29 protein-coding genes and 2 tRNA genes are annotated in these 19,943 nt (G+C 28.7%); 30 read left to right on the forward strand and 1 reads right to left on the reverse strand.

Going from position 1 to position 19,943, the window contains the following annotated elements:
* The 5 genes from M4I33_RS15625 to M4I33_RS15645 form a co-directional block, all read left to right on the forward strand.
* Window positions 1–564 (forward strand): phage antirepressor KilAC domain-containing protein (locus M4I33_RS15625; RefSeq protein WP_257917682.1); only part of this gene is annotated, 564 nt, incomplete at its 5' end.
* Between the two features lie 37 nt (window positions 565–601).
* Window positions 602–871 (forward strand): hypothetical protein, encoded by a 270-nt coding sequence (locus M4I33_RS15630; protein WP_257917683.1) that lies wholly within the window; start codon window positions 602–604, stop codon window positions 869–871.
* 362 nt (window positions 872–1,233) lie between these two features.
* Entirely contained in the window at window positions 1,234–1,425 is a 192-nt protein-coding gene (locus tag M4I33_RS15635) for a hypothetical protein (protein WP_257917684.1), read from the forward strand.
* Window positions 1,426–1,572: 147 nt separating this feature from the next.
* Window positions 1,573–1,755: a hypothetical protein gene (locus M4I33_RS15640; RefSeq protein WP_257917685.1), complete on the forward strand. Its 183-nt coding sequence runs from the start codon at window positions 1,573–1,575 to the stop codon at window positions 1,753–1,755.
* Window positions 1,756–1,770: 15 nt separating this feature from the next.
* Window positions 1,771–1,923, forward strand: coding sequence for a hypothetical protein (locus M4I33_RS15645; protein ID WP_257917686.1), 153 nt, complete (start codon window positions 1,771–1,773; stop codon window positions 1,921–1,923).
* Window positions 1,924–1,980: 57 nt separating this feature from the next.
* Here M4I33_RS15645 and M4I33_RS15650 read toward each other — a convergent pair whose 3' ends face one another.
* On the reverse strand, window positions 1,981–2,304 hold the full coding sequence (locus M4I33_RS15650) for a helix-turn-helix transcriptional regulator (RefSeq protein ID WP_257917687.1): 324 nt from the start codon (window positions 2,302–2,304) through the stop codon (window positions 1,981–1,983).
* Between the two features lie 87 nt (window positions 2,305–2,391).
* Between M4I33_RS15650 and M4I33_RS15655 the strand changes: the two genes are divergently transcribed.
* The 25 genes from M4I33_RS15655 to M4I33_RS15775 all read left to right on the forward strand — a co-directional run.
* Complete coding sequence (locus M4I33_RS15655) at window positions 2,392–2,556, forward strand: hypothetical protein (RefSeq protein WP_257917688.1); 165 nt, start codon at window positions 2,392–2,394, stop codon at window positions 2,554–2,556.
* Window positions 2,557–2,558: 2 nt separating this feature from the next.
* Complete coding sequence (locus M4I33_RS15660; protein WP_257917689.1) at window positions 2,559–4,523, forward strand: AAA family ATPase; 1,965 nt, start codon at window positions 2,559–2,561, stop codon at window positions 4,521–4,523.
* Window positions 4,523–4,666: a hypothetical protein gene (locus tag M4I33_RS15665; protein ID WP_257917690.1), complete on the forward strand. Its 144-nt coding sequence runs from the start codon at window positions 4,523–4,525 to the stop codon at window positions 4,664–4,666. Before M4I33_RS15660 ends, M4I33_RS15665 begins: the two co-directional genes overlap by 1 nt.
* Entirely contained in the window at window positions 4,667–5,557 is an 891-nt protein-coding gene (locus M4I33_RS15670) for a recombinase RecT (RefSeq protein WP_257917691.1), read from the forward strand.
* 40 nt (window positions 5,558–5,597) lie between these two features.
* Entirely contained in the window at window positions 5,598–6,611 is a 1,014-nt protein-coding gene (locus tag M4I33_RS15675) for a phosphoadenosine phosphosulfate reductase family protein (RefSeq protein ID WP_257917692.1), read from the forward strand.
* A 26-nt stretch (window positions 6,612–6,637) separates the two neighbouring features.
* Complete coding sequence (locus M4I33_RS15680) at window positions 6,638–7,351, forward strand: MBL fold metallo-hydrolase (RefSeq protein ID WP_257917693.1); 714 nt, start codon at window positions 6,638–6,640, stop codon at window positions 7,349–7,351.
* Complete coding sequence (locus tag M4I33_RS15685) at window positions 7,352–7,507, forward strand: hypothetical protein (RefSeq protein WP_257917694.1); 156 nt, start codon at window positions 7,352–7,354, stop codon at window positions 7,505–7,507.
* Between the two features lie 12 nt (window positions 7,508–7,519).
* Window positions 7,520–8,440, forward strand: a complete 921-nt coding sequence (locus tag M4I33_RS15690; RefSeq protein ID WP_257917695.1) for a phage replisome organizer N-terminal domain-containing protein — start codon at window positions 7,520–7,522, stop codon at window positions 8,438–8,440.
* Window positions 8,403–9,122, forward strand: a complete 720-nt coding sequence (locus tag M4I33_RS15695) for an ATP-binding protein (RefSeq protein ID WP_257917696.1) — start codon at window positions 8,403–8,405, stop codon at window positions 9,120–9,122. The genes M4I33_RS15690 and M4I33_RS15695 overlap by 38 nt, the downstream gene beginning before the upstream one ends.
* A gap of 4 nt (window positions 9,123–9,126) precedes the next feature.
* Window positions 9,127–9,906 (forward strand): hypothetical protein, encoded by a 780-nt coding sequence (locus M4I33_RS15700; RefSeq protein WP_257917697.1) that lies wholly within the window; start codon window positions 9,127–9,129, stop codon window positions 9,904–9,906.
* A gap of 17 nt (window positions 9,907–9,923) precedes the next feature.
* Complete coding sequence (locus tag M4I33_RS15705; RefSeq protein ID WP_257917698.1) at window positions 9,924–10,337, forward strand: single-stranded DNA-binding protein; 414 nt, start codon at window positions 9,924–9,926, stop codon at window positions 10,335–10,337.
* Window positions 10,338–10,448: 111 nt separating this feature from the next.
* Window positions 10,449–10,841, forward strand: a complete 393-nt coding sequence (locus M4I33_RS15710; protein WP_257917699.1) for a replication terminator protein — start codon at window positions 10,449–10,451, stop codon at window positions 10,839–10,841.
* A 23-nt stretch (window positions 10,842–10,864) separates the two neighbouring features.
* On the forward strand, window positions 10,865–11,578 hold the full coding sequence (locus M4I33_RS15715) for a hypothetical protein (RefSeq protein WP_257917700.1): 714 nt from the start codon (window positions 10,865–10,867) through the stop codon (window positions 11,576–11,578).
* A gap of 60 nt (window positions 11,579–11,638) precedes the next feature.
* Window positions 11,639–11,788, forward strand: coding sequence for a hypothetical protein (locus M4I33_RS15720; RefSeq protein ID WP_257917701.1), 150 nt, complete (start codon window positions 11,639–11,641; stop codon window positions 11,786–11,788).
* A complete protein-coding gene (locus tag M4I33_RS15725) occupies window positions 11,785–12,447 on the forward strand; it encodes an ERCC4-type nuclease (protein WP_257917702.1) in 663 nt (220 codons plus the stop codon). The genes M4I33_RS15720 and M4I33_RS15725 overlap by 4 nt, the downstream gene beginning before the upstream one ends.
* Window position 12,448: 1 nt before the next feature.
* Window positions 12,449–12,937 carry a hypothetical protein gene (locus tag M4I33_RS15730; protein ID WP_257917703.1) on the forward strand — a complete coding sequence of 163 codons (489 nt, stop codon included), beginning with the start codon at window positions 12,449–12,451 and terminating at the stop codon, window positions 12,935–12,937.
* 831 nt (window positions 12,938–13,768) lie between these two features.
* The gene (locus M4I33_RS15735; RefSeq protein ID WP_257917704.1) at window positions 13,769–14,470 is read left to right on the forward strand and encodes a hypothetical protein; all 702 of its coding nucleotides are present in this window, start codon (window positions 13,769–13,771) and stop codon (window positions 14,468–14,470) included.
* Between the two features lie 138 nt (window positions 14,471–14,608).
* On the forward strand, window positions 14,609–15,574 hold the full coding sequence (locus tag M4I33_RS15740; RefSeq protein ID WP_257917705.1) for a hypothetical protein: 966 nt from the start codon (window positions 14,609–14,611) through the stop codon (window positions 15,572–15,574).
* A gap of 327 nt (window positions 15,575–15,901) precedes the next feature.
* A tRNA-Asn gene (locus tag M4I33_RS15745) sits at window positions 15,902–15,976 on the forward strand.
* 66 nt (window positions 15,977–16,042) lie between these two features.
* Window positions 16,043–16,471 carry a hypothetical protein gene (locus tag M4I33_RS15750; RefSeq protein ID WP_257917706.1) on the forward strand — a complete coding sequence of 143 codons (429 nt, stop codon included), beginning with the start codon at window positions 16,043–16,045 and terminating at the stop codon, window positions 16,469–16,471.
* Window positions 16,472–16,523: 52 nt separating this feature from the next.
* On the forward strand, window positions 16,524–17,858 hold the full coding sequence (locus M4I33_RS15755) for a KAP family NTPase (protein ID WP_257917707.1): 1,335 nt from the start codon (window positions 16,524–16,526) through the stop codon (window positions 17,856–17,858).
* A gap of 387 nt (window positions 17,859–18,245) precedes the next feature.
* Window positions 18,246–18,343, forward strand: a tRNA-Ser gene (locus M4I33_RS15760).
* 129 nt (window positions 18,344–18,472) lie between these two features.
* Window positions 18,473–18,694: a hypothetical protein gene (locus M4I33_RS15765; RefSeq protein ID WP_257917708.1), complete on the forward strand. Its 222-nt coding sequence runs from the start codon at window positions 18,473–18,475 to the stop codon at window positions 18,692–18,694.
* 17 nt (window positions 18,695–18,711) lie between these two features.
* Window positions 18,712–19,113, forward strand: a complete 402-nt coding sequence (locus M4I33_RS15770) for a DNA-packaging protein (protein WP_257917709.1) — start codon at window positions 18,712–18,714, stop codon at window positions 19,111–19,113.
* A gap of 406 nt (window positions 19,114–19,519) precedes the next feature.
* Window positions 19,520–19,943 (forward strand): phage terminase large subunit (locus M4I33_RS15775; protein ID WP_374707720.1); only part of this gene is annotated, 424 nt, incomplete at its 3' end.

A 19,943-nucleotide genomic window follows, 5' to 3' on the forward strand; every position in this document is an offset into this window, starting at 1 on the left:
TCTTACTTTTATTCAAAGGATAAGGGATTTATAAAGAAAAAATTTACTAGACTATTTGAAGACGCTATAGCTTGCGGAAAACAATTTAAAAAAGAAGTTAAGAAAATACTTAAACAAATACGAGCTACTGGAGGAGCAGTTAAGAATGAGGTTGAATTTATAAAAAATTATTTTCCTTCATTTTCAGAAGAAGTAAAACAAGCTATGATACTTGATTTGAAAAGCCAAAATGAAATCATACAAAAAGAACTTGAAGAAAAGAATAGATTTTTAAATCAAATATCATCAAGTTCAAATTCTATTTTAGTTAGAGATGTAGCCCACTTGGCAACTAAACAAAATATAAAAATAGGAGAGAAAAGGCTTTGGAACAAACTTAGGGAGTGGGGACTTATTCAAAAAGGTTCAACCAAACCAATGCAAAGAGCATTAGAACAAGGACTATTTGAAAAAGCAGAGTTTGTTGTTCAAAGGAGTTTTGGAGTAGAAACCAAGTTTACTACAAGGGTAACTGGTAAAGGACAAGTCTATATAATAGAAAGACTATTAAAAGAGTGTGCTTAAAGATTTTAAGAAATATGAGAAGAAAGGATGAGTTGAGATGGATAAACTTAATTGTTCAATAAGTAAGAATGAAAGTTTAAAAGTAAATGAAAATTGTTGTCCTATATGTGGACAAGCGTTAAAAAGTACTGCTCAAGAAGTATCAGTTCAAGAGCAGTTGTTAAATTTACTTGATGGAATGCCTTTGTATAAATGGGAACAGTTAAAAATTTGCATAGATAGAGAATTTAAAAGTCAAGCAAACAAAACTGTTTTTCAAAAAAGGAATTCCTTCAAAGAAATTTTAAATCAAGAAGTTAATCACTAACAACTTGAATTAATGATGGATGAATTCGATAGTTTTTATTATCATATTCTACATTTATGTAGTCATATTTAAACATATCTTGAATTTCTTCATCAACATATACTAAGGGTTTGCGCTTATGAAGTAGACCAGTATCAGTTATATCAGTCCAATTTCCAAGCAGACATGCATATACACGTTTCATAATATCACTACCTTTCATAATTATTTCAGCTTTTAAGAACTGATAATTTAATTATAGTGTTTATGGAAAATTAAAACAAAGAACTATATGTAAATATGTAAATTGGAAACAAATTGTAGCTAATTAAAATAAGCATAAAAGTGGACAAGCAGAATAAAAATATACAGAGGTGATTAAAATGGCAAAAGGACATTCAATTATTATTATGCCTGAAAACATCTCAGAAGAGGAAAAAGCAGAAAACAAAAAAAGACTTGATGAAGTAATGAAAAAGATAGCACTCCATATTTTAAAAAGATGTGAAGAAGAAGGGGAAGAAAATGTTCTTACCCCTGGATGTGGAGTTACTATAACAAGGCGCAAAAGATAAATAAGGCTGGACAAGCCTTATAAACCTAATAGCGAAAAAAGTGTATACTTTCTAGTTTATATATATTCGGGTTATAAAGTTTTATGATAATCAAACTGCTTTTTAAATAATAAGATTATGAATTCTGAGATTAATGAGGAGAAAATTATGCTTTTAAAATACTTAGATAAATTAAAGCAAACAACTACAAAAGAGGAATTTGAAATAATTTTAAAAATTACAGAAGAGGATATTAAGTTTAATAAAATTAAATTTAATAAATGTACTGGGCCTAAAGAGTTTTTACTTATATGCAACAGAAGTATGAATTTAGTAAAAAGATATATTTAGAAAGGAGAAAATCTTATGGATATAGTTGCATTAGAGATTGCAATAGCTATTGAGGAGTTTTCCATGAACATAAATGAGTTTGAAAGAAACTTATCATTAGGAAAAGAACTATATAAAAAGGCTGCTCTGCTAACGACCAAGAAAACAGAACAGCCAAAGATTCAGTAACTCACTACTGAAAGAAACCAAAATAATTATAAAAGAAAATTATTTAAAATACAATACTTAGAAATCACGTATAGACTTTTTTAATAAAGCTTTGATAAGGTGTTTTGTTTCATTATCAGCCAAATTGTAAAGATGAAGTAATTCTTTAGTATCTTCATTTATTAACGTTTTTGGTTCAATAAACATATCACCAGAACCAGTTTCAAGGAAGTTTATATTTACATTAAATATTCTTTCTAAGTCAAGTGAAATTCTAGTTGTAATAGCTCTTGAACCATTTTCTAAAGATGAAATATGGTTTTGGCTAAGATTAAGTTTTTTAGCAAACTCAGATTGAGTTAATTCAAGGGCTTTTCGTATTTCTTTAAGTCTAGTATTCATAATAATACCTCCATTAGAGATAATTATATAACATTTAATATCTCAAAGCAATATTAAATAAGGAGGTTGAGATATAAGGAGGATTAAATGGGTAGGGAAAAAGATGAATTAGAAGTAATCAAATATTCAGAAGCATTGCACAAGTTAGATAAACAAGCATTAAAGGATATAACAAATTTTCTAAAAGGAATTTTAGTAGGAAAAGGAATAGTAACTTTAGAAGAAATAATGAGAAAAGAAAAGGAGAATTAAAATTGAAAATAACATTATCAGAATTAAGTTTAAAGAATTTTAAAGGAATAAAATCTCTAAAAATAGATTTTGGAAACAAAACTAACATAAAAGGAGAAAATGGAGCTGGTAAGTCTACGGTCGTTGATGCATTCCATTGGTTACTATTTGATAAAAATAGTATGGATCAAAAGAACTTTGATATAAAAACATTTGATAAAACTGGACAGCCATTTCATGGGTTAGAGCATAGTGTTGAAGGTACATTAAATGTTGATGATAGAGAATTAAGATTATCAAAAATTTATAAAGAAAAGTGGACTAAACAAAGAGGTATGGCAACTAAAACTCTTTCAGGGCATGAAACTATTTATAGTATCAATGAAATTCCAGTTAAGAAATCAGAGTATGAAGCTGAAATTAAATCAATATTGGATGAGAAGCTATTTAAGTTAATAACGAACCCACATTATTTCGCTAGTTTAAAGTGGAAAGAGCAACGTGAAATAATTCAAGAAATAATTGGAACTATAGATGATGAAAAAGTAATCAATTATAGTGAGAGCTTATCTGGATTAAAAGGTAAATATGAAGATACAGTTGAGAATCATATGACTCGTACAAAAGTAACAATGAGTAAGCTAAAAGATAAAATAAATCAAATACCATTCAGAATAGATGAATGTAACAACAATATTTCATCTGAAAATTTTCAAGAACTAGAATTACAGAAGGCTAGGCTTGAAAAGGAAATAGAAGATATAGAGCTGCAGCTTGAGGATAGCAGTAAGGGAAATGAAATACTTATGAAACATAAGCAGCACCTTTATGACTTAAAACAAGAGTTACAAGATAAGGTCAATCACGCAAGACTAATAGCATCAAAGCCACTAGATAATCTTAAGAGAGAACTACAAGAAAAAACAAATAAGATAAATGAAGTTAATTATCTACTTAGAGATAAGGAATCACAAATAAAATTCCTTTCAAAAGATAAGGCACTTATAGAGAGTAAAATAACAATTTATAATGAGAAAGTTTCAGAGCTAAGAGATAGCTTTAGAAAGTTAGCTAATGAGAGCTTTACGTTAGATGTAAATCAGACTATATGCCCAACTTGTAAAAGAGAACTAGAAAATAAAGAGGATATTAAAAATAGATTAGAAGAGAACTTTAATCTAGATCTTGTTAGAAAGAAAGAAAAAATAAATGCTGAAGGAAAGGCATTGAAAAACAAAATTAAAGAACTCGAAGAAGAGGTTAATGAAAAGGAAAATTATATAACAAAAATAAATAGTGAGTTAGAGGTATCAACAGAAGAAAAATATAGTTTAGAAAAAGAAATAAGAGAGCTAGAAATTAAAATAAGCAATTTTAGTGTAAATAATGATATTGACTTTGAAGGAAAAGTTCAACTAGAGAAAGAGATAGAGGAGACAAATAAAGATATAGCAAACTTCAAAATAGATAATAATTTAGAGTTAAAAGCTACTAAGCAGCAAACTATTGCAAAATTAGATGAGGTCAAAACAAGGCTTAATGCTAAAGCAAATAACTTGAAATTAAAGAGTAGGATAGAAGAACTTGAAGAGGAAGAAAAGAATCTTTCAGTTAAGTTAGCAGAACAGGAAGGCCAAATATTTTTATGTGAGGAATTTATAAGAACTAAGGTTGAATTATCAGAAGGCTTGATAAATAACAAATTTAAAACACTTAAGTTTAAACTGTTTAATGATCTAATAAACGGAGGGCTTGAAGAAACTTGCGAGATTTTAATTGATGGAGTTCCATACTCATCAGCAAATAGCGCTAGTCAAATAAATGCAGGATTAGAGGTTATTAATACATTAAGTAATCATTATGGCGTACAAGCTCCAATTTTTATAGATAATAGGGAAAGTGTAAATGAGATAATTCCAGTTGAAAGTCAATTAATTAACTTAAGTGTAAGTAAAGATCCAAACTTAGAAATAGAGGTGATTGACTAATGGGTAATTTAGCAAAGGTAAGAACACTACTAGAAACAATAAGAGTAATAGGACCACATTTAAATGATGTTGAAATAGCAAGTATAGGAATGATATTAAATGCTGCAATTGAAAGAATGACTAAAGAGAGTGAGGAAAATTAAATGACAGATAATAAACAATTACAAACTAAACAACAAAACAACATTACTGATAGTGTATTAGTAAGAATAAAAGAATTTGAAAAAGGTGGAGATATAGCATTTCCACCAAACTATAACTATGCTAATGCATTAAAATCAGCTCAATTAATACTAACAGAAACAGTTGATAAAAATAAACAACCAGTATTACAAACATGCACTAAAGCAAGTATTTGTAACGCTTTATTAGATATGACTATCCAGGGGTTAAGTCCAGCTAAAAAGCAATGTTATTTTGTGCCTTATGGGGGAAAGCTACAACTTATGAAAAGCTACTTAGGTAATATTGCAGCAACAAAAAGGTTAAAGGGTGTTAAAGATGTATTTGCAAACATCATCTGGGAAGGTGATGAATTTGAGTACAAGCTTAATTTAGAAACTGGATTAATTGAAATAGTTAAGCATGAACAAAAATTCGAGAATATAGGTAAAAAAATTCTAGGTGCTTATGCAATTGTAGTAAGAGAAGATGCTCAAAACTATGTTGAAGTAATGAATATGGAACAAATAAGAAATGCTTGGAATCAAGGTGCAGCTAAAGGTAATTCTCAGGCTCATAAAAATTTTGGAGAAGAAATGGCAAAGAAAACAGTAATTAATAGAGCATGTAAGAGATTCGTTAATACAAGCGATGATTCGGATGTACTAATTGAATCAATAAATAGAACTGGTGAGTATAGTGAAGAGGATATTATAGAAAATACTCAAGCAGAAGTTAAGGAAGAAATAAAAGAAAATGCTAATTCAATTCCTTTAGATCTTGATGATGAAACTGAGATTATAGAGGTTGATGAAGTAGAAATTAAAGACATGAATAATGAAAATATGGACAAGGTAGAGCTAGATTTTTAGATATGAACGTGATTTTAAATCTGAAAGGGGGGAATAATTATTGAGTTTTGAAAAGACAAATAAGTTAAGTAAAATTGATCTGAGATTATTGCAGCAACTTCCATATGAAATAAAAGTAGCAAAAACTAAGTTAAGAATAACAGAGTGGTATAACTTCTGGTGTGGCAATATAGGAGTGAATTTTAGTGGTGGGTTAGATAGCTTAGTGTTACTACATTTAACCAGATCACTTTATCCTATGACTCCGGCGATATCTGTGCCTACAATTGAATGCAAAGAAAACCAAGAATTAATAAGCAATACAGAGAATGTTATAAAGCTTAAACCAATTTATTCTATGGTTGAAGTAAATAACAAATTTGGAATACCAATAGGTTCTAAGAAGGTAGCTAAAAGTATTAGGAGATTACAAAACCCAACACCAAGAAATGAAGCAAGTAGGAACTTAGCACTCAATGGAATAACTAGAGCTGGCAATAAGTGCGACAGATATAAATTACCTAAAAAGTGGATTAAGTTAGTTGAAAGCCCATTCAGAGTGTCTGAACAATGTTGTTATTATATGAAGGAAAAACCATTTGATGACTATGCAAGGAAAAGTGGAATTCATTATTTATATGGGACTAAAGCAACTGATAGTCAAACAAGAGAGTCTGCATATCTTGTTAATGGATGTAATTCGTTTAAAGGTAAGGGTAAAAGTACTCCATTAGGATTTTGGACAGATCAAGATATATTGAGATATATTGTGGAAAATAATCTTACTTATAGTAAAGCATATGGTCAAATTATTAATAAAAATGGTATTTATAAAACTACAAAGGCAAGCAGAACCGGATGCTTTATGTGTCTGTTTGGATTGCATATGGAGAAGCAACCTAACAGATTACAAAGAATGGAGATTGAAGAACCTAAGAAATATGATTATGTAATAAACAAATTAGGTTACAAAGATATTTTAGAATATATGGATATACCTTATAGGAGTGATCAAATAAAAGAACAAAAAGGTATATTGACTAATCAAATAAGTATGTTTGATTTAAAAGCTTAAATTCTATAGAACGAAAGGTATGATAAATGATTAAAGTATTAGCAAGTGGAAGTAAAGGAAATTCTTATATAGTTAAGGCAAGAGAAGAAATTCTCTTGCTTGAACTTGGAATGCCGTTTAAAGAAGTATTAAAAGGGCTTAATTTTGATTTGAGTATGGTTAAAGGGTGTTTGGTATCACATAGACATAAAGACCATTCTAAAAGCATAGGACAGGCTATAAAACATGGATTAGATATTTACTGCAATTCAGATGTTGCGAAAGATATAACTACCGAGAGGCGAATAAACATTATAGAACCATTAAAGAAATTCATTCTAGGGGGATTCACTATATTACCCTTTGAATGTAATCACACTAATAACGATGAGAGTGTTTGTCCTAATTTAGGGTTTTTAATCGAACACAAGGCAATAGGAAAGGTTTTATTTGCTACAGACACTTATTACCTTAAGTATACTTTCAAGAGCTTAAAACACGTTTTAATCGAGTGTAACTATAGCGAAAATGAATTAGAGAATATTCCATCATATAGAGCTAGAATATTAAAAAGTCATATGAGTCTAGAAACTTTGATAAATACATTGAAAAGTTGGGATTTAAAAGGGATTGAAGAAATAACACTTATTCATTTAAGTGAAAGTAATGCGGATCCAGGGTATTTTAAAGCACAGATAGAGAAAGAAACAGGATGTATGGTTTCAATAGCAGCACCAGGATTGATTGTAGGGAGTGATTAAATGACAAATATGAATATAAGAGCTTTGGATAATGGAGATATAGAAACTATTATTAGCAAAAATGATACTGAAATAGTATTAAATGATGAAGAAACAAAAGAGTTATGGAGAAGTTTAAGCTATGCAGAGAGCTATGACTTTAAAATACCCTTTTAGTGAGGTGATAGTATGGCAGATGTTAAATGGATAAAAATAGTTACAGATATATTTGATGATGAAAAAATACTTCTAATAGAGAGTATGCCTGATTCAGATTCAATAATAGTTATTTGGTTTAAATTACTATGTTTAGCTGGAAAAAATAATAATTCTGGTGTGTTTATGCTTAATGATACGATACATTATACAGATGAAATGTTAGCAACAATATTTAGAAAACCATTAAATACAGTTAGGTTTGCGTTACAAACATTTGAAAAGTTTGGAATGATAGTGATTATAAATAATGTTATAACTATTCCAAATTGGGATAAACATCAAAATTTAGATAGCATTGAAAAAAGAAGAGAAAGACAAAAGGAATATATGAGAGAAAGACGAGCTAAACAGAAGCAACTTACTGATAAAAATAGTAAAGCTAACAGTAAGGCTAACGGTAAAGCTAACGTTAGCTCCTTAGAAGGAGAAAGAGAAGAAGAAAGAGAAGGAGATAAAGAGAATATATCTAAAGATATATTATGTAGTACTTACGTACAACGTTTAATAAAAAAATGGAACTCAATAGGACTATCTAGTACTTTAAAAACAATTAATGCGGGTACTAATAGATATAAAATGCTAAAAGCTAGGATAAGGCAGTACTCGGAAGAGGAAATAATAAATGCTATTGATGAAGTACAAAAGAGTGATTTTCTTATGGGAAGAATTAAAGAGTTTGAAATAACTTTTGATTGGTTTATAAAACCTAATAATTTTACAAAGGTTTTAGAAGGCAACTATAGGAATAAAGGAGGAAAACCTAATGTGCAAGGAGCAAACGGAGTACAATCCATTGAACAGGATTCTGGAAGCATTGCAGATAAGTTTAAAGAAAGACAACACAGGCTTACAGATGAAGAACGAAGAAGAGCTGAAGAAGAACTTGATTAAAGATATAGAGCAAGAAAAGTGCCCTTTATGTTCGGGGACTGGATGGCAACTAACTAAAGACAACACTTATATTCAATGTGATTGCATTAAATTAATAAGAGATAGAGAGTTGTTTGAAAGAAGTGGAATAAACTTTAAAGATATTGATAAAAGTTTTAGTACATTTGTTGCTTGGAACGATGAAGTTAGATCTATGAAAGATATTGCTACAAGTTATTATCTAAATTTTTCCGAAAATAGAGGAAAAAGAAGTAACTCAATAATGTTTTGTGGTTCTCCTGGTAGTGGTAAAACTCATTTAGCGTTAGCATTAGCAAATAACTTGATGAATAAAAAGAATATAAGTGTAGTTTATATGAGTTACAGAGATGTTATTACTAAACTTAAGCAAAATATGGTTAACGAAAGTATATATACTAGTGAGTTAGAAAAGTACAAAAATGCTGATGTTTTGCTAATTGATGATTTATTTAAAGGGAAGATTTCAGAAACAGATATAAACATAGTCTTTGAAATAATAAATCATAGATATTTAAAATATGCACCTATTATTATATCAACAGAGATGTTTACAAATGGGCTATTAGACGTTGATGAAGCAATTGGAAGTAGATTAATAGAGATGTCTAAGAGTAACTTAGTTGAAATCAGAGGAAGAGAGAATAATTACAGATTGAGGTGAAATGATGAATAGACAGCAGAAAAGAAAGCAAGAAAGAAATCTTGCTTGGGTAAACAGTTTGAGTAAAGAAAAACAAGAAATAATCAATTCAGTCGTTGAGTCAAGAGCTGCAGATATAAGTTTAAGTAATATAATCAATTTTCAAACTGGGATGTTGGCAGCTATAACAATTAAAGCAGAAAATATATTCAACTATAATGACTTACAGGAAATTATGGTTTTAGGAAATGCTTTATCAAAAGATAATAAATTAAAAGAGGAGTACAGGAAGGAATGGATGTTTATGTTAGATGATTTAAGACCAGAGTTAGTAAATAAAATAGAGGAGCTATTTGAAAAAGGAGTAACTTCACAAGCAAGAATAGTTGGAGAGGTTAAAAAAATAAAGAAATTTTCTAAAATAGCAAATAAAGACATAGTATTAATTTTCAAAGAGGTGAAGGATAGTAAAAGTGGGTTAAAAATAAAAGATCCAGATGAAACAAAATATGATGTGTACCAAGCTTTAAAGTATATATTTTCTGATGAAAAGAAAGTTGAAACTGAGAAACAGCCAAATGATAAGAACACTTTAAGTGAGAAAATAACTAAACAGGATATAGTTTGTGTAGATAAAGAAACTAAGATAACAAGCGTATTAGAAGGTAAATTATCAAAGTTTGTGGCAGATATTGAGTTATTAAATAAAAAGAGAGATGATATTAATCTTGAGATAGAGTCAAGTTTAGATAAATCAAACCAACTTAACGAGGCTATTAAAATATTAAGAAATTTAGATATGTAGAAGGAAGAAGGTACATTATGAATAAGGTTATCCTAATAGGACGATTAACAAAAGATCCTGAATTAAGATTTGCTGCAGGAAGTGGAAAAGGAGTTACTAAATTTTCTATAGCAGTTACAAGACAATTTAAAAGAGATGAAGCTGATTTTATTAACTGTATTGCGTTTAATAAACAAGCAGAAACAATAGCGCAGTACTTAACAAAAGGTAGTCAAATTGCAATTACAGGCAATATTAGAACTGGGAGTTATGATGCACAGGACGGTTCGAAAAGATACACTACAGAGGTTGTTGTTGAGAGTTTTGAGTTTGTAGGAGGCAAAGGAAATAATTCCTCAAATGATAATTTTGGAGGAAACTCAACTAATACAAACTATAGTGGATTTAATAATGATATGACACCTGTTGATGATGGAGACATGCCATTTTAGAGAGTTATAAATCTCAAAGAGATACAATTAACAAAATATTAACTAAATAAATAAAGAAAATAATCTCAAAGAGATGTATTATATAAATATAAGATGCGGAGGATTAATTATATGGAAAACATGATAAACTTAGAAACATTTGCTGATGGAGCATTAGCAGAAAAGATGGATTTTGCTTTAAAAGAAGTATTAGGGAACATTTCAGATCCTAATACTGATTACAAGAAGAAAAGAAAACTTACACTTGAATTAACATTTGTTAGTGGGGAAGATAGAGAACTCGCAGAGGTTTCCATTTCTGCTAAAACTAAATTAGCACCTAATAAGCCAATAGCAACAAAAATAGTAATTGGCACAGATGGTAAAGGCGGAGTACTAGCAAGTGAATATAAAAAACAAGTTCCAGGACAAAGTGTTATGAGAGTTGATGAAAGTACTGGAGAGATACTTACAACAGGAGTAGAAAATACAATAGATTTAACAGAGATAAAATTAGTAAAATAATACGATGAAAGAAGGAATTTAAAATGGTAAACAAAGAAGCAATGGAATACTTAGTAAACATAGGTGTGGAAGAGGAGCCAATAATTAAATTGGATGAAGGAACTTTTACAAAAGTTGATTTAACAAGAGTTAGAAAGCCAGTAGCAAAAGCATTAACAGTTTCAACATTAACAGGTTTAGTTGATTATATTAAAAACAACGTTGATAAAATTGAAAGCGAATTATTAATTCAAGTAGAATCACATAATAGAGTTAAGTTATATAGTCCATTAGATAGTGATAGGAACAGAGAATTGTTTATAGAAGCAGAAGCTATACTGCCAGACAATATCTATTATGATAGATTCATAGATACTGAAAGATTTAATATTATGCTGCAAAGTTCTTTTGTAGATATAGGTGATAAAAGAGCGTTATTACAATACACAGGACTAATTCAGGATGAAGCAGTAAAGAGTATAGGGGATGATGGTGTTAGTCAGCAAGTAACAGTTAAAACTGGTGTAGCTAGTGTAGGACAAGCAGTTGTACCTAATCCAGTTAACTTAGCTCCATTTAGAACATTCCCAGAGGTAGAGCAACCATTAAGTAAATTTATTTTTAGAATGAAAGAAGGTCCTAGTGCTGCAATATATGAAGCAGATGGAGGAGCTTGGAGAAACACAGCTATAGATAATATTAAAAACTATTTAGTTAAACAGTTGGAGCAATTACAAAACATTAAGATAATAGCATAGTTTCTTTAGAGGGTGTAAATGATTTTGCACCCTTTAATAATACAAAAGAAGGTGAAAAGTATGGATTTATTAAAAACATATGGACCTAAAGAATTAGCAAGGATAACTTGTAATGACTTAAGAGATAGAAAGATAAAAAGAAAACAAGATATAACTTTTTATGAAGCGGATAGATATAATCACATTCAAAGGAGATTAGGCAATAGATGAGATATAAGTTTACTGATAAAGAAGTAAAAGAAATTCTAGATAAAATGGTAGTTCTTATTGATTCTAGAGAGAATGCTAATATGCATATTACTGATTGGTTAAAGAAGAAGAAAAGGCCATTTAAAAGTCAAAAATTAGATTATGGTGACTATAGCTGCTATTTACCGATTGGTACATTTGAAGGCCAAAAAAGAGATATATATTTTACTAATGACATAGTAATTGAGCGTAAGTTTTGTATAGATGAAATTGCAATGAACTTAAAAGACAATAAAACAAATATCAATGAGATAAATCAAGAAATTATAGATCTATTAGGTAAAGATTATCTTAAAAAAGTACTAAAAACAGATTACAACAGATTAAAATATGAATTTGCCAATATGAATAGGCATAAAGTTGAGTTTTTTATTTTTATGGAAAATGAAAACTTTGATTTGGATTTAAGAAATAAGGTTTATAGAGCAGAGTATTCTCCGGATAGATTATATAAAAGGATTAAGGGTGTAGAACGAGACTTTCATACAATACTTAGACCTGTTTCAAAGGAAAACAGTGCAAGTGAGATTTATAATACTTTGCGTTATCAAGTTCGAAACATATTAGTTTACGAGGGGTTAATTGAAGATAGACCGTTTGAAGAAAGTGAGGACAAATAATATGGATGAAAAGCTAAAAGAAATATTAGATTACTACGGGGAGGAAGCTCAAGCTAATCAACTAGTTCAAGAGTTAGCTGAATTAGTGGTTGGAATCACTAAAGGTGATTTGGAAAATATAAAAGAAGAGATTGCAGATGTAGAAGTTATGACAGAACAATTCTGTTTATTTAAAGCGGTTTCAAGTGAAATGGTAGAAAGTTTTAGAAAATTATCAGAAAGAAAAATAATAATAGATCCATACATTTCAGAAGAGAAACTAATAAGCACTATTCTAAAATTATCTTTAGCAGTAGTTAATCAAGATATAGAATCAAGTATTTTACTATTTACGGAGTTTGAGATAGTACTTAAATATTATAAAAAATATAAAGAAGTCAATAATGATGAAATAGAATCAATTAAGATTAAGAAGATGGAAAGACAATTAAAAAGAATTGAATCTAAAAAGAGAAATGAATTTATAGCAAATAAAAAAGTAGCTAATTAAAAAAGGAGGTGTGCGGAAATGGTGCTAAGTGAAATGGATATAAGACCAAGAGGAACATGCGGGGGAGGTATTTTCCACAATAGAAGAGAGGATTGTGGAATTTTAGCAAAAGCATGTAATGCATTAATAAGAATTTAATAGATTAGAAAAAATATATTGTAATAAATAGATTCGCAATAGCAAGAAACAATGACTTTAGATGATTGTATGAGGATATATAAGGATAGAAATATTGGTTGAAAATAAATTTTAATTCCCGCTTTTCGTTTGACTTTCACAAACTCATCAGTAGATTTACACCTAGAAGTGGGAATAGCTATAAAAGATAAAGTAATAGATACAACTAAAGTAACAAAATCTATAAACTTTGTCATAGAGCAACACTCCCATCTTATTTTTATAGCATTAAGTATTAAAACTAAAATATAGCCTGCCTTCATCAGGCTTAGGTAGCTATTCCCAAGCGACACAATGTGTTTCGGCTGATTTTATTTTATCAATTATTATACTCAATGTCAAAAGTAGGTAATTTAGTGAAAGTATTAAAATGGCTAGGTTCTAAATGTAATATAGCAGAGAAAATTATTCAGTAGAGTTGACCATAAAATTTAGTTCGCAATAGGCGATTAAGTGAGTGATAAAAATGATGTCATAAATAACTTAGAAATAGAATGGAATGACGAAATCATCTAAATTTTAATGGTATTTTAAACTCTTTTAGAGTTAATTAAGAATATGATATAATTTTAATTATTGGAAAAAATATTAGTTGGTGTATAGGAGAATAGTATGTTTAAAAAAAGAAAATGTATTTTCTGTGATGGGACTAAATTGAGCAAAGAACATATTTTTGCACAATGGTTATTAAAAGAACTTTATATACATGATAATAATGTGACTATGATTCATGAAAGTTTTAATGGTACTCTTATTTCAGATAGAAAGCATTCTTTTTCAAAGTTAGTAAATGGATTAGTATGTGAGAGGTGTAATAATGGGTGGATGAGTCAATTGGAAGAAGAGGTTAAAATACATATTATTAATCTTATGAATATAGATAAAATTGAAAGTGAATTGAAGTTTCTTAATGATTATCACTTTAATGTTGCAAAATGGGCTTTTAAGAATGCTATATTACTAAATAATGCTACTAATTATAGGCAACTTGTTCCAGATGAACATTATGTTGCTTTATATTCTGGAAATATTCCAGAAGGTGTGTTTATAGATTTAGCTTTTTGCAAAAGTGAATCTGATTTAGAATGGAGACAATCACCTGGTGGATTAGTTGTGAAGGATAAAAAAATCCCTCTAAGTTCAATTGTAAAAAGATATCAAATTACATTTCAAATTAAGAATTTACTTATAAAAGTAACTTTCTATCAAAGTTCTAACAATGTATTTTATGAAAATGAAGGGGCAATTCGTATTTTCCCAGAGTTCGGCAAATATGGAGTACCTAAAATATTCGATACCATAGATGATTTTGATATTCATGGTGTACTACACGAATATATAGATATTGTTAAATAAGTTTCAAGTTATAAATAGCATAAATCTACAATAAATATAAAATATTTAGTATTTATATTCAATTTATTGAATATGGAGTATAATTCATACATATATAGATAGTTATATTTGTATAAATTTAAAAGGCGAGGTTAAAAAATGAGAGAAACTAAAAAGAATATATATGATGATATTTCTACTGAAATTTTGGATTACTTAACAAATAATGAGATTAAATATAATTTAGAAAGTGAAAACAAACAAATAGAAAATAAGATTGCTGAATCATTTGATAAAGATAAAGATGAAGTTGAAATCTTTGAAAGATTTCAGTTAAGAGTTATTTATTTACTTAATTATTTAGAGAAAATAGTACAAACTACAGCTAAAAAAGTATATATTTCAAAGTATTTATCAAAAAAGATTAATAGTGGAGAGCTAACTCAAGATGTTATCAACCAAATTGATGAATTCAAGAAAAAATTTGAGATAGGAGAAGATATTAAGTCTAATTTGAGCAAGGGAGTTTTTAATAGTAACTCTTGGGATTACCTTTTAAATATATGGAATATTAGGCATTTACATTTAAGCAAAAGTGTAAGGTTTGAAAAAAATGAAATGTCTAAGAATAGATCAAATTATTTATTGTTTTTTGTATTACATAAAGATAACGTATACTTTATAGATGCAAAAGAACACCCTAAGGGATCAGGATTTACTCCATATAAATTTTTAGAAATCTTAGAAGAGAGTTCTTGGTTAGAATTAATAGGGTTTTATGAAATGGAGGGTTTTACAAATCTATCACCAAACATAAAAAATGATGATGATATATATAATCTAACAAAATTAAATATTAATACAGGGTTTGAACTGAAAGGCAAATGTTATATGAACATAGGTGGAGTATCATCATTTGGAAATAAAAATCATCATACACAGATACTAATGAAATTAATAGAAGAAATAGATGAAATAGATAAAGTTTTGGAATATCATAAACTTGACTATGTAAAGTTTAAGTTATTACTGGATAAACGATTAGGGATAATTAAAGTTAAAATCAATTCAGAAGAAAAAGAATTCAGTTTAATGAAATTGCTTGATGGCGTGTGGATAAGATAAATATCGTAAGATTAAAACGGAATGTATGGTGCTTTTAGTAATAGATAAACAACTAAGAGTTAAAAATCTCAAAAGGATTGAAAAAATATTTCAAAGTGATATAATTATAAGTGGTTGAAGGTCTTGTGGGTTACTGGATTGCGAAATTCGCCTCCAATGCAAAGCTCATTTTAGGGCTTTGCTTATGGGAACTTAATTTAAGTAAAATATTACTGTCCCCCTAAATAGTAAGATAAAGGTGCAAGTCCTTTAGTTCCCCTTTGGTTATGATCATATAACCTCTCATATATTCTCAATACCCTTTAAGAAGGAGAAATCCTTCTTTGTGGAGATATAGCTCAGAGGTAGAGCAGTAGATTGTTAATCTATTGGTCGTAGGTTCAAATCCTACTATCTCCGCCAGATATAACGCACCCCTTGTAGGCACTCGAAAGAGTGTCTTTTTTATTAATTTAAGGAGATGATACAATGGATGAAAAGAAAGTAATAAACGAGCTAAAGAAATATAATAGATTAAAGAATAGAACTATTCCTAATATAGAAAACAAGTTAGAGGTACTTCAATATGAATTAGAAGGTGTGGGAGCAATTGAGTATTCTGATATGCCAGGACCAACAGGCTGCAGGAAAGAAAATTATCTCAAAGAGGAGTTGTTAGATGAAAAGCAGGATCTAGAAAGAAGATTAAAATTACATAGGGCCTTTGTTAATTATATGGATGCTGCATTAAATAATTTGAATGATATAGATAGAACAATTTTAATTGAGAGTTATTCAAAAGATAAGTATGAGGGCCTTAATACTAATAATGTATGTGAGATAATTAATATATCATTAGCGACTTATTATAGGAGAAAAAAAGAGGTTTTATCAGAGTTTTGTCTTGATTTGATGTAATATGTAAGATTATGGTATAATGTTTTATTATAAATGTTAGGGAGAGAATATAATGAATGATAATATAAAAGGTTTTGATGAAGAAGATTTTTTTGCTAGAAAGAATATTGCTGAAAATTTAACCAATATAATTGAAAATAGAGATAATTTGAATGTAATAGCAATAGACTCTTCATGGGGTACTGGTAAAACAACATTTATTAAAAAGTGGATAAAAATGCTTGAAGAGGATAAGTTTATAACTTTATATTTTAATGCATGGGAAAATGATTATATAGAAGATGCATCATTAGCTTTATTTAGCGAATTTAATAAAAATATTAATGATAGGAAAAATAATGTTGATAAATTTGGAGATTCGCTATCTAAAGGATTAAAAAAATATGGAGCAATAATAGGGAAAGCAGCTATTAAATATGTCACTCGAGGAGCTTTCGAGAATATAGAACTTAATGCAAATTTAGAAAAAGGATCGGAAGTTGTAGCGGAAAAAATTGGAGGTAAAATTATCGATGATATAGTAAATATAAAAAGTTATAGGGGAGAATTAAAGAAATGTTTAAAAGTGTATCAAGAAAATACAAAAAAGAAAGTAATAATATTTATAGATGAAATAGATAGGTGTAGACCTAATTTTGCGATTGAACTATTGGAAACAGCAAAACATATTTTCAATATAAAAAATTATATATTTGTTATATCAGTTGATAAAATTCAATTATCTCATTCAGTTAAAAGTTTATATGGACAAGGAATGGATGCAGATGGATACTTAAGGAGATTTTTTGATTTGGAATTTAATATGCCAATTAATACTAATGATTATATTAGTTTTAACATGCAAAGAATCGAGCGTTTAAATATAAAGGGAAAAGGGATAGATTCTTTAGGGGATATTATTAGAGCGTTAATGATTTTAGATAGTTATTCGTTAAGGGATATAAATAAAGCATTGGGTTATATTGAAATAATTATTCCTATTTTAAATACAGACGAATTTAGAAAGTTGTTAATTGCAAATAAGGGTGCAAAAAATTATTTTTTGAATTTTATTTTAGCTAATTTAATAAACTTAAAAATTAAACATGGCGAAATATATAATAGAGTAATAAATAAAAATTATACCAAAGAAGAAGGTGAAAACTTTGTAAAACAAATCAATTTTGATATAAATGATGACTTAGAAAAACTCGCTAGGGAATATTTGGGGAATATAAATGTAACATCTAGTTACATTTTAGATATATATTTAAAAGCATTGATTAATAAACATACTAATTATAGTATAGGTGTAATAAGTATTACAAATTTGATTCATAAAGATAAATGTAACGAAAAGTTTGTTAAGATGTTAGAAATGTTAAATGACTTCGAATTCCAAAAATAAGTATTTCAAAAATATCAATGTTTGAATGGTATATATCAAATGAAAAAGAAGTTTATCATTAATAGATTAAGATGAAGCATTAGAGAAATATGATAGTTTTCTGATAGTGAAATCATTAAACAAGCCATGTTATAATTAAGCTAGAGATAAAAGCCAAGGGCATTAAAGCCTTTGGTTTTTTATTTTATTTAAATTTATCCTCCAGATGATATTTAAATAATAACTAAGAAGCTATATAAATAAACCGAGGTATAGTGGAGTTAATATTATTAGTCTAGTAGCTATAAGTCTTACGGTTTAAGCAGCGTAAAATACTAGGCTTAGAGTGGAGTGCTTATCAGGGTGAAAGCACCAAGGCGACTAGGGGAGTGGAGAGGTCGCTAACGTGGAGAATTACTCAAGTTGGTCAAGAGAGTTGATTGCTAATCAGCCAGTTGGTATTTAAATAATATCAAGCAAGGGTTCGAGTCCCTTATTCTCCGCCAGTAAATTATTTAATTCAAGCAAAGATTTAAGGGTTAATTATCCTGGATCTGTTAGTTAAGCACTTAGGTTTTAATAATCTAGGTGCTTTTTATTTATTAATAATATATCAAGTAAGGATGTGAATAGTAGTGAGTAAAGTTAAGTCTAGAAAAATAGTAATGCTAACTAAATGGGAGAGTGATATAGATAGTATGATATGTGCTTGTTTATTTAGTAACCCATTATGTAGTAACTGCAGTAATTGTGAGGAACTAGAAATAACTATTAATCCTTATGATGATATAGAAAATGTGTGTAGAGAACATAGAAATAAATATAAAAGAGTCCATAATAGACTAAGACAATATTAAAGTGAGGTGTAATATATATGACAGCTAGTAATAAAGGTGGTAGACCTTTAAAGTTTAAATCTCCAGAAGAGTTACAAGAAAAGGTTGATGAATATTTTAAATGGGTTGAAGATAAAAAGAAATACCCAACTATTAGTGGATTAGCTTATTACTTAGATACTACTAGAAAGACTTTACTAGAGTATGAGAATTGCTTTGAGAATGATAGATTAAGTAGTGTGGATGATAACACTAAAGTAAAGTTTATAAACACCATAAAAAGAGCTAAGGCTAGAATAGAGATGGAGTACGAGGAAAGTTTATTCTACAAGAATAGTTCTGTTGGTGCTATATTCACGCTTAAGAACAACTTTGGTTGGGTTGATAAGCAAGAGATAGTACAAGAAAACAGGGAAATATCAGTCAGTTTAGAGGACTAATTTCATGCATAAAAGTGTGCTTAAACTGCATAAAGAGTGCATAAGTGTAGTTTAGTTTTTAACGAAATAATTTTATTATGGGTAATTATTACCTAAAGCGTTATATACCAACGGTTTCAGAGGTTGTGATGATGTGATGTAGTATAAGTGATTATTCCACTAAATCTATGTTTAGCGAAATAAATATTTAGATGAGAAATAAAGAGTAAAAATATGTTTGGGAAATAAAACAAGGTCTATCCATTGGATAAATAAACGTTTGGCTCTAATAAGACTTGAATTATAAAGGATCTAGTCAATTATAAAGCCATTATTAAAAGTACCGTACCCTTCTAATTAGAATTTCAAAATTGGGTGGTGGTTAGAATTTATTTTTTTCCAAAACAAAGGCCAAAAAATACAGGAGGTGATTAGGCTGTCAGTAGAAAAATTCAAAATTAGTAAGAAGTGCTTTAATAGGACTTACTTAAATGAATTACAAAACTATAAAAAGAGATACAATATTTTTTATGGTGGAGCTGGTTCAGGTAAATCACATTTTGTAGTCCAGAAGATGATTTTTAAATATCTAAAGTATGGAAATAGAAAGTGCTTGGTAGTAAGAAAAGTATCTAATACCCTTAGAGAGTCAATATTTGCGCTTTTCAAAAGTGTTCTAGGTGATTGGAAACTATATGAACAATGCAAAGTTAATAAAACTGATATGACTATAGAGTTACCAAATGGTAGCTCTTTTATTTTTAAGGGAATTGATGATCCAGAGAAAATAAAATCAATCGCTAATATAGATGATATTGTAGTTGAAGAATGTACTGAAGTAGATGAGTTTG

Origin of the sequence: Clostridium sp. LY3-2 (assembly GCF_024705715.1) — a bacterium.
Lineage (GTDB): Bacteria > Bacillota > Clostridia > Clostridiales > Clostridiaceae > Clostridium.

Coding starts and splice junctions, on each gene's coding strand:
- M4I33_RS15730 (WP_257917703.1), top strand. CDS start 12,449: ATGGATGAAAAGCTAAAAGAAATATTAGATTACTACGGGGAGGAAGCT.
- M4I33_RS15635 (WP_257917684.1), top strand. CDS start 1,234: ATGGCAAAAGGACATTCAATTATTATTATGCCTGAAAACATCTCAGAA.
- M4I33_RS15655 (WP_257917688.1), top strand. CDS start 2,392: ATGGGTAGGGAAAAAGATGAATTAGAAGTAATCAAATATTCAGAAGCA.
- M4I33_RS15740 (WP_257917705.1), top strand. CDS start 14,609: ATGAGAGAAACTAAAAAGAATATATATGATGATATTTCTACTGAAATT.
- M4I33_RS15690 (WP_257917695.1), top strand. CDS start 7,520: ATGGCAGATGTTAAATGGATAAAAATAGTTACAGATATATTTGATGAT.
- M4I33_RS15715 (WP_257917700.1), top strand. CDS start 10,865: ATGGTAAACAAAGAAGCAATGGAATACTTAGTAAACATAGGTGTGGAA.
- M4I33_RS15650 (WP_257917687.1), bottom strand. CDS start 2,304: ATGAATACTAGACTTAAAGAAATACGAAAAGCCCTTGAATTAACTCAA.
- M4I33_RS15670 (WP_257917691.1), top strand. CDS start 4,667: ATGACAGATAATAAACAATTACAAACTAAACAACAAAACAACATTACT.
- M4I33_RS15705 (WP_257917698.1), top strand. CDS start 9,924: ATGAATAAGGTTATCCTAATAGGACGATTAACAAAAGATCCTGAATTA.
- M4I33_RS15770 (WP_257917709.1), top strand. CDS start 18,712: ATGACAGCTAGTAATAAAGGTGGTAGACCTTTAAAGTTTAAATCTCCA.
- M4I33_RS15630 (WP_257917683.1), top strand. CDS start 602: ATGGATAAACTTAATTGTTCAATAAGTAAGAATGAAAGTTTAAAAGTA.
- M4I33_RS15750 (WP_257917706.1), top strand. CDS start 16,043: ATGGATGAAAAGAAAGTAATAAACGAGCTAAAGAAATATAATAGATTA.
- M4I33_RS15725 (WP_257917702.1), top strand. CDS start 11,785: ATGAGATATAAGTTTACTGATAAAGAAGTAAAAGAAATTCTAGATAAA.
- M4I33_RS15720 (WP_257917701.1), top strand. CDS start 11,639: ATGGATTTATTAAAAACATATGGACCTAAAGAATTAGCAAGGATAACT.
- M4I33_RS15665 (WP_257917690.1), top strand. CDS start 4,523: ATGGGTAATTTAGCAAAGGTAAGAACACTACTAGAAACAATAAGAGTA.
- M4I33_RS15685 (WP_257917694.1), top strand. CDS start 7,352: ATGACAAATATGAATATAAGAGCTTTGGATAATGGAGATATAGAAACT.
- M4I33_RS15695 (WP_257917696.1), top strand. CDS start 8,403: ATGAAGAACGAAGAAGAGCTGAAGAAGAACTTGATTAAAGATATAGAG.
- M4I33_RS15755 (WP_257917707.1), top strand. CDS start 16,524: ATGAATGATAATATAAAAGGTTTTGATGAAGAAGATTTTTTTGCTAGA.
- M4I33_RS15680 (WP_257917693.1), top strand. CDS start 6,638: ATGATTAAAGTATTAGCAAGTGGAAGTAAAGGAAATTCTTATATAGTT.
- M4I33_RS15700 (WP_257917697.1), top strand. CDS start 9,127: ATGAATAGACAGCAGAAAAGAAAGCAAGAAAGAAATCTTGCTTGGGTA.
- M4I33_RS15645 (WP_257917686.1), top strand. CDS start 1,771: ATGGATATAGTTGCATTAGAGATTGCAATAGCTATTGAGGAGTTTTCC.
- M4I33_RS15640 (WP_257917685.1), top strand. CDS start 1,573: ATGCTTTTAAAATACTTAGATAAATTAAAGCAAACAACTACAAAAGAG.
- M4I33_RS15710 (WP_257917699.1), top strand. CDS start 10,449: ATGGAAAACATGATAAACTTAGAAACATTTGCTGATGGAGCATTAGCA.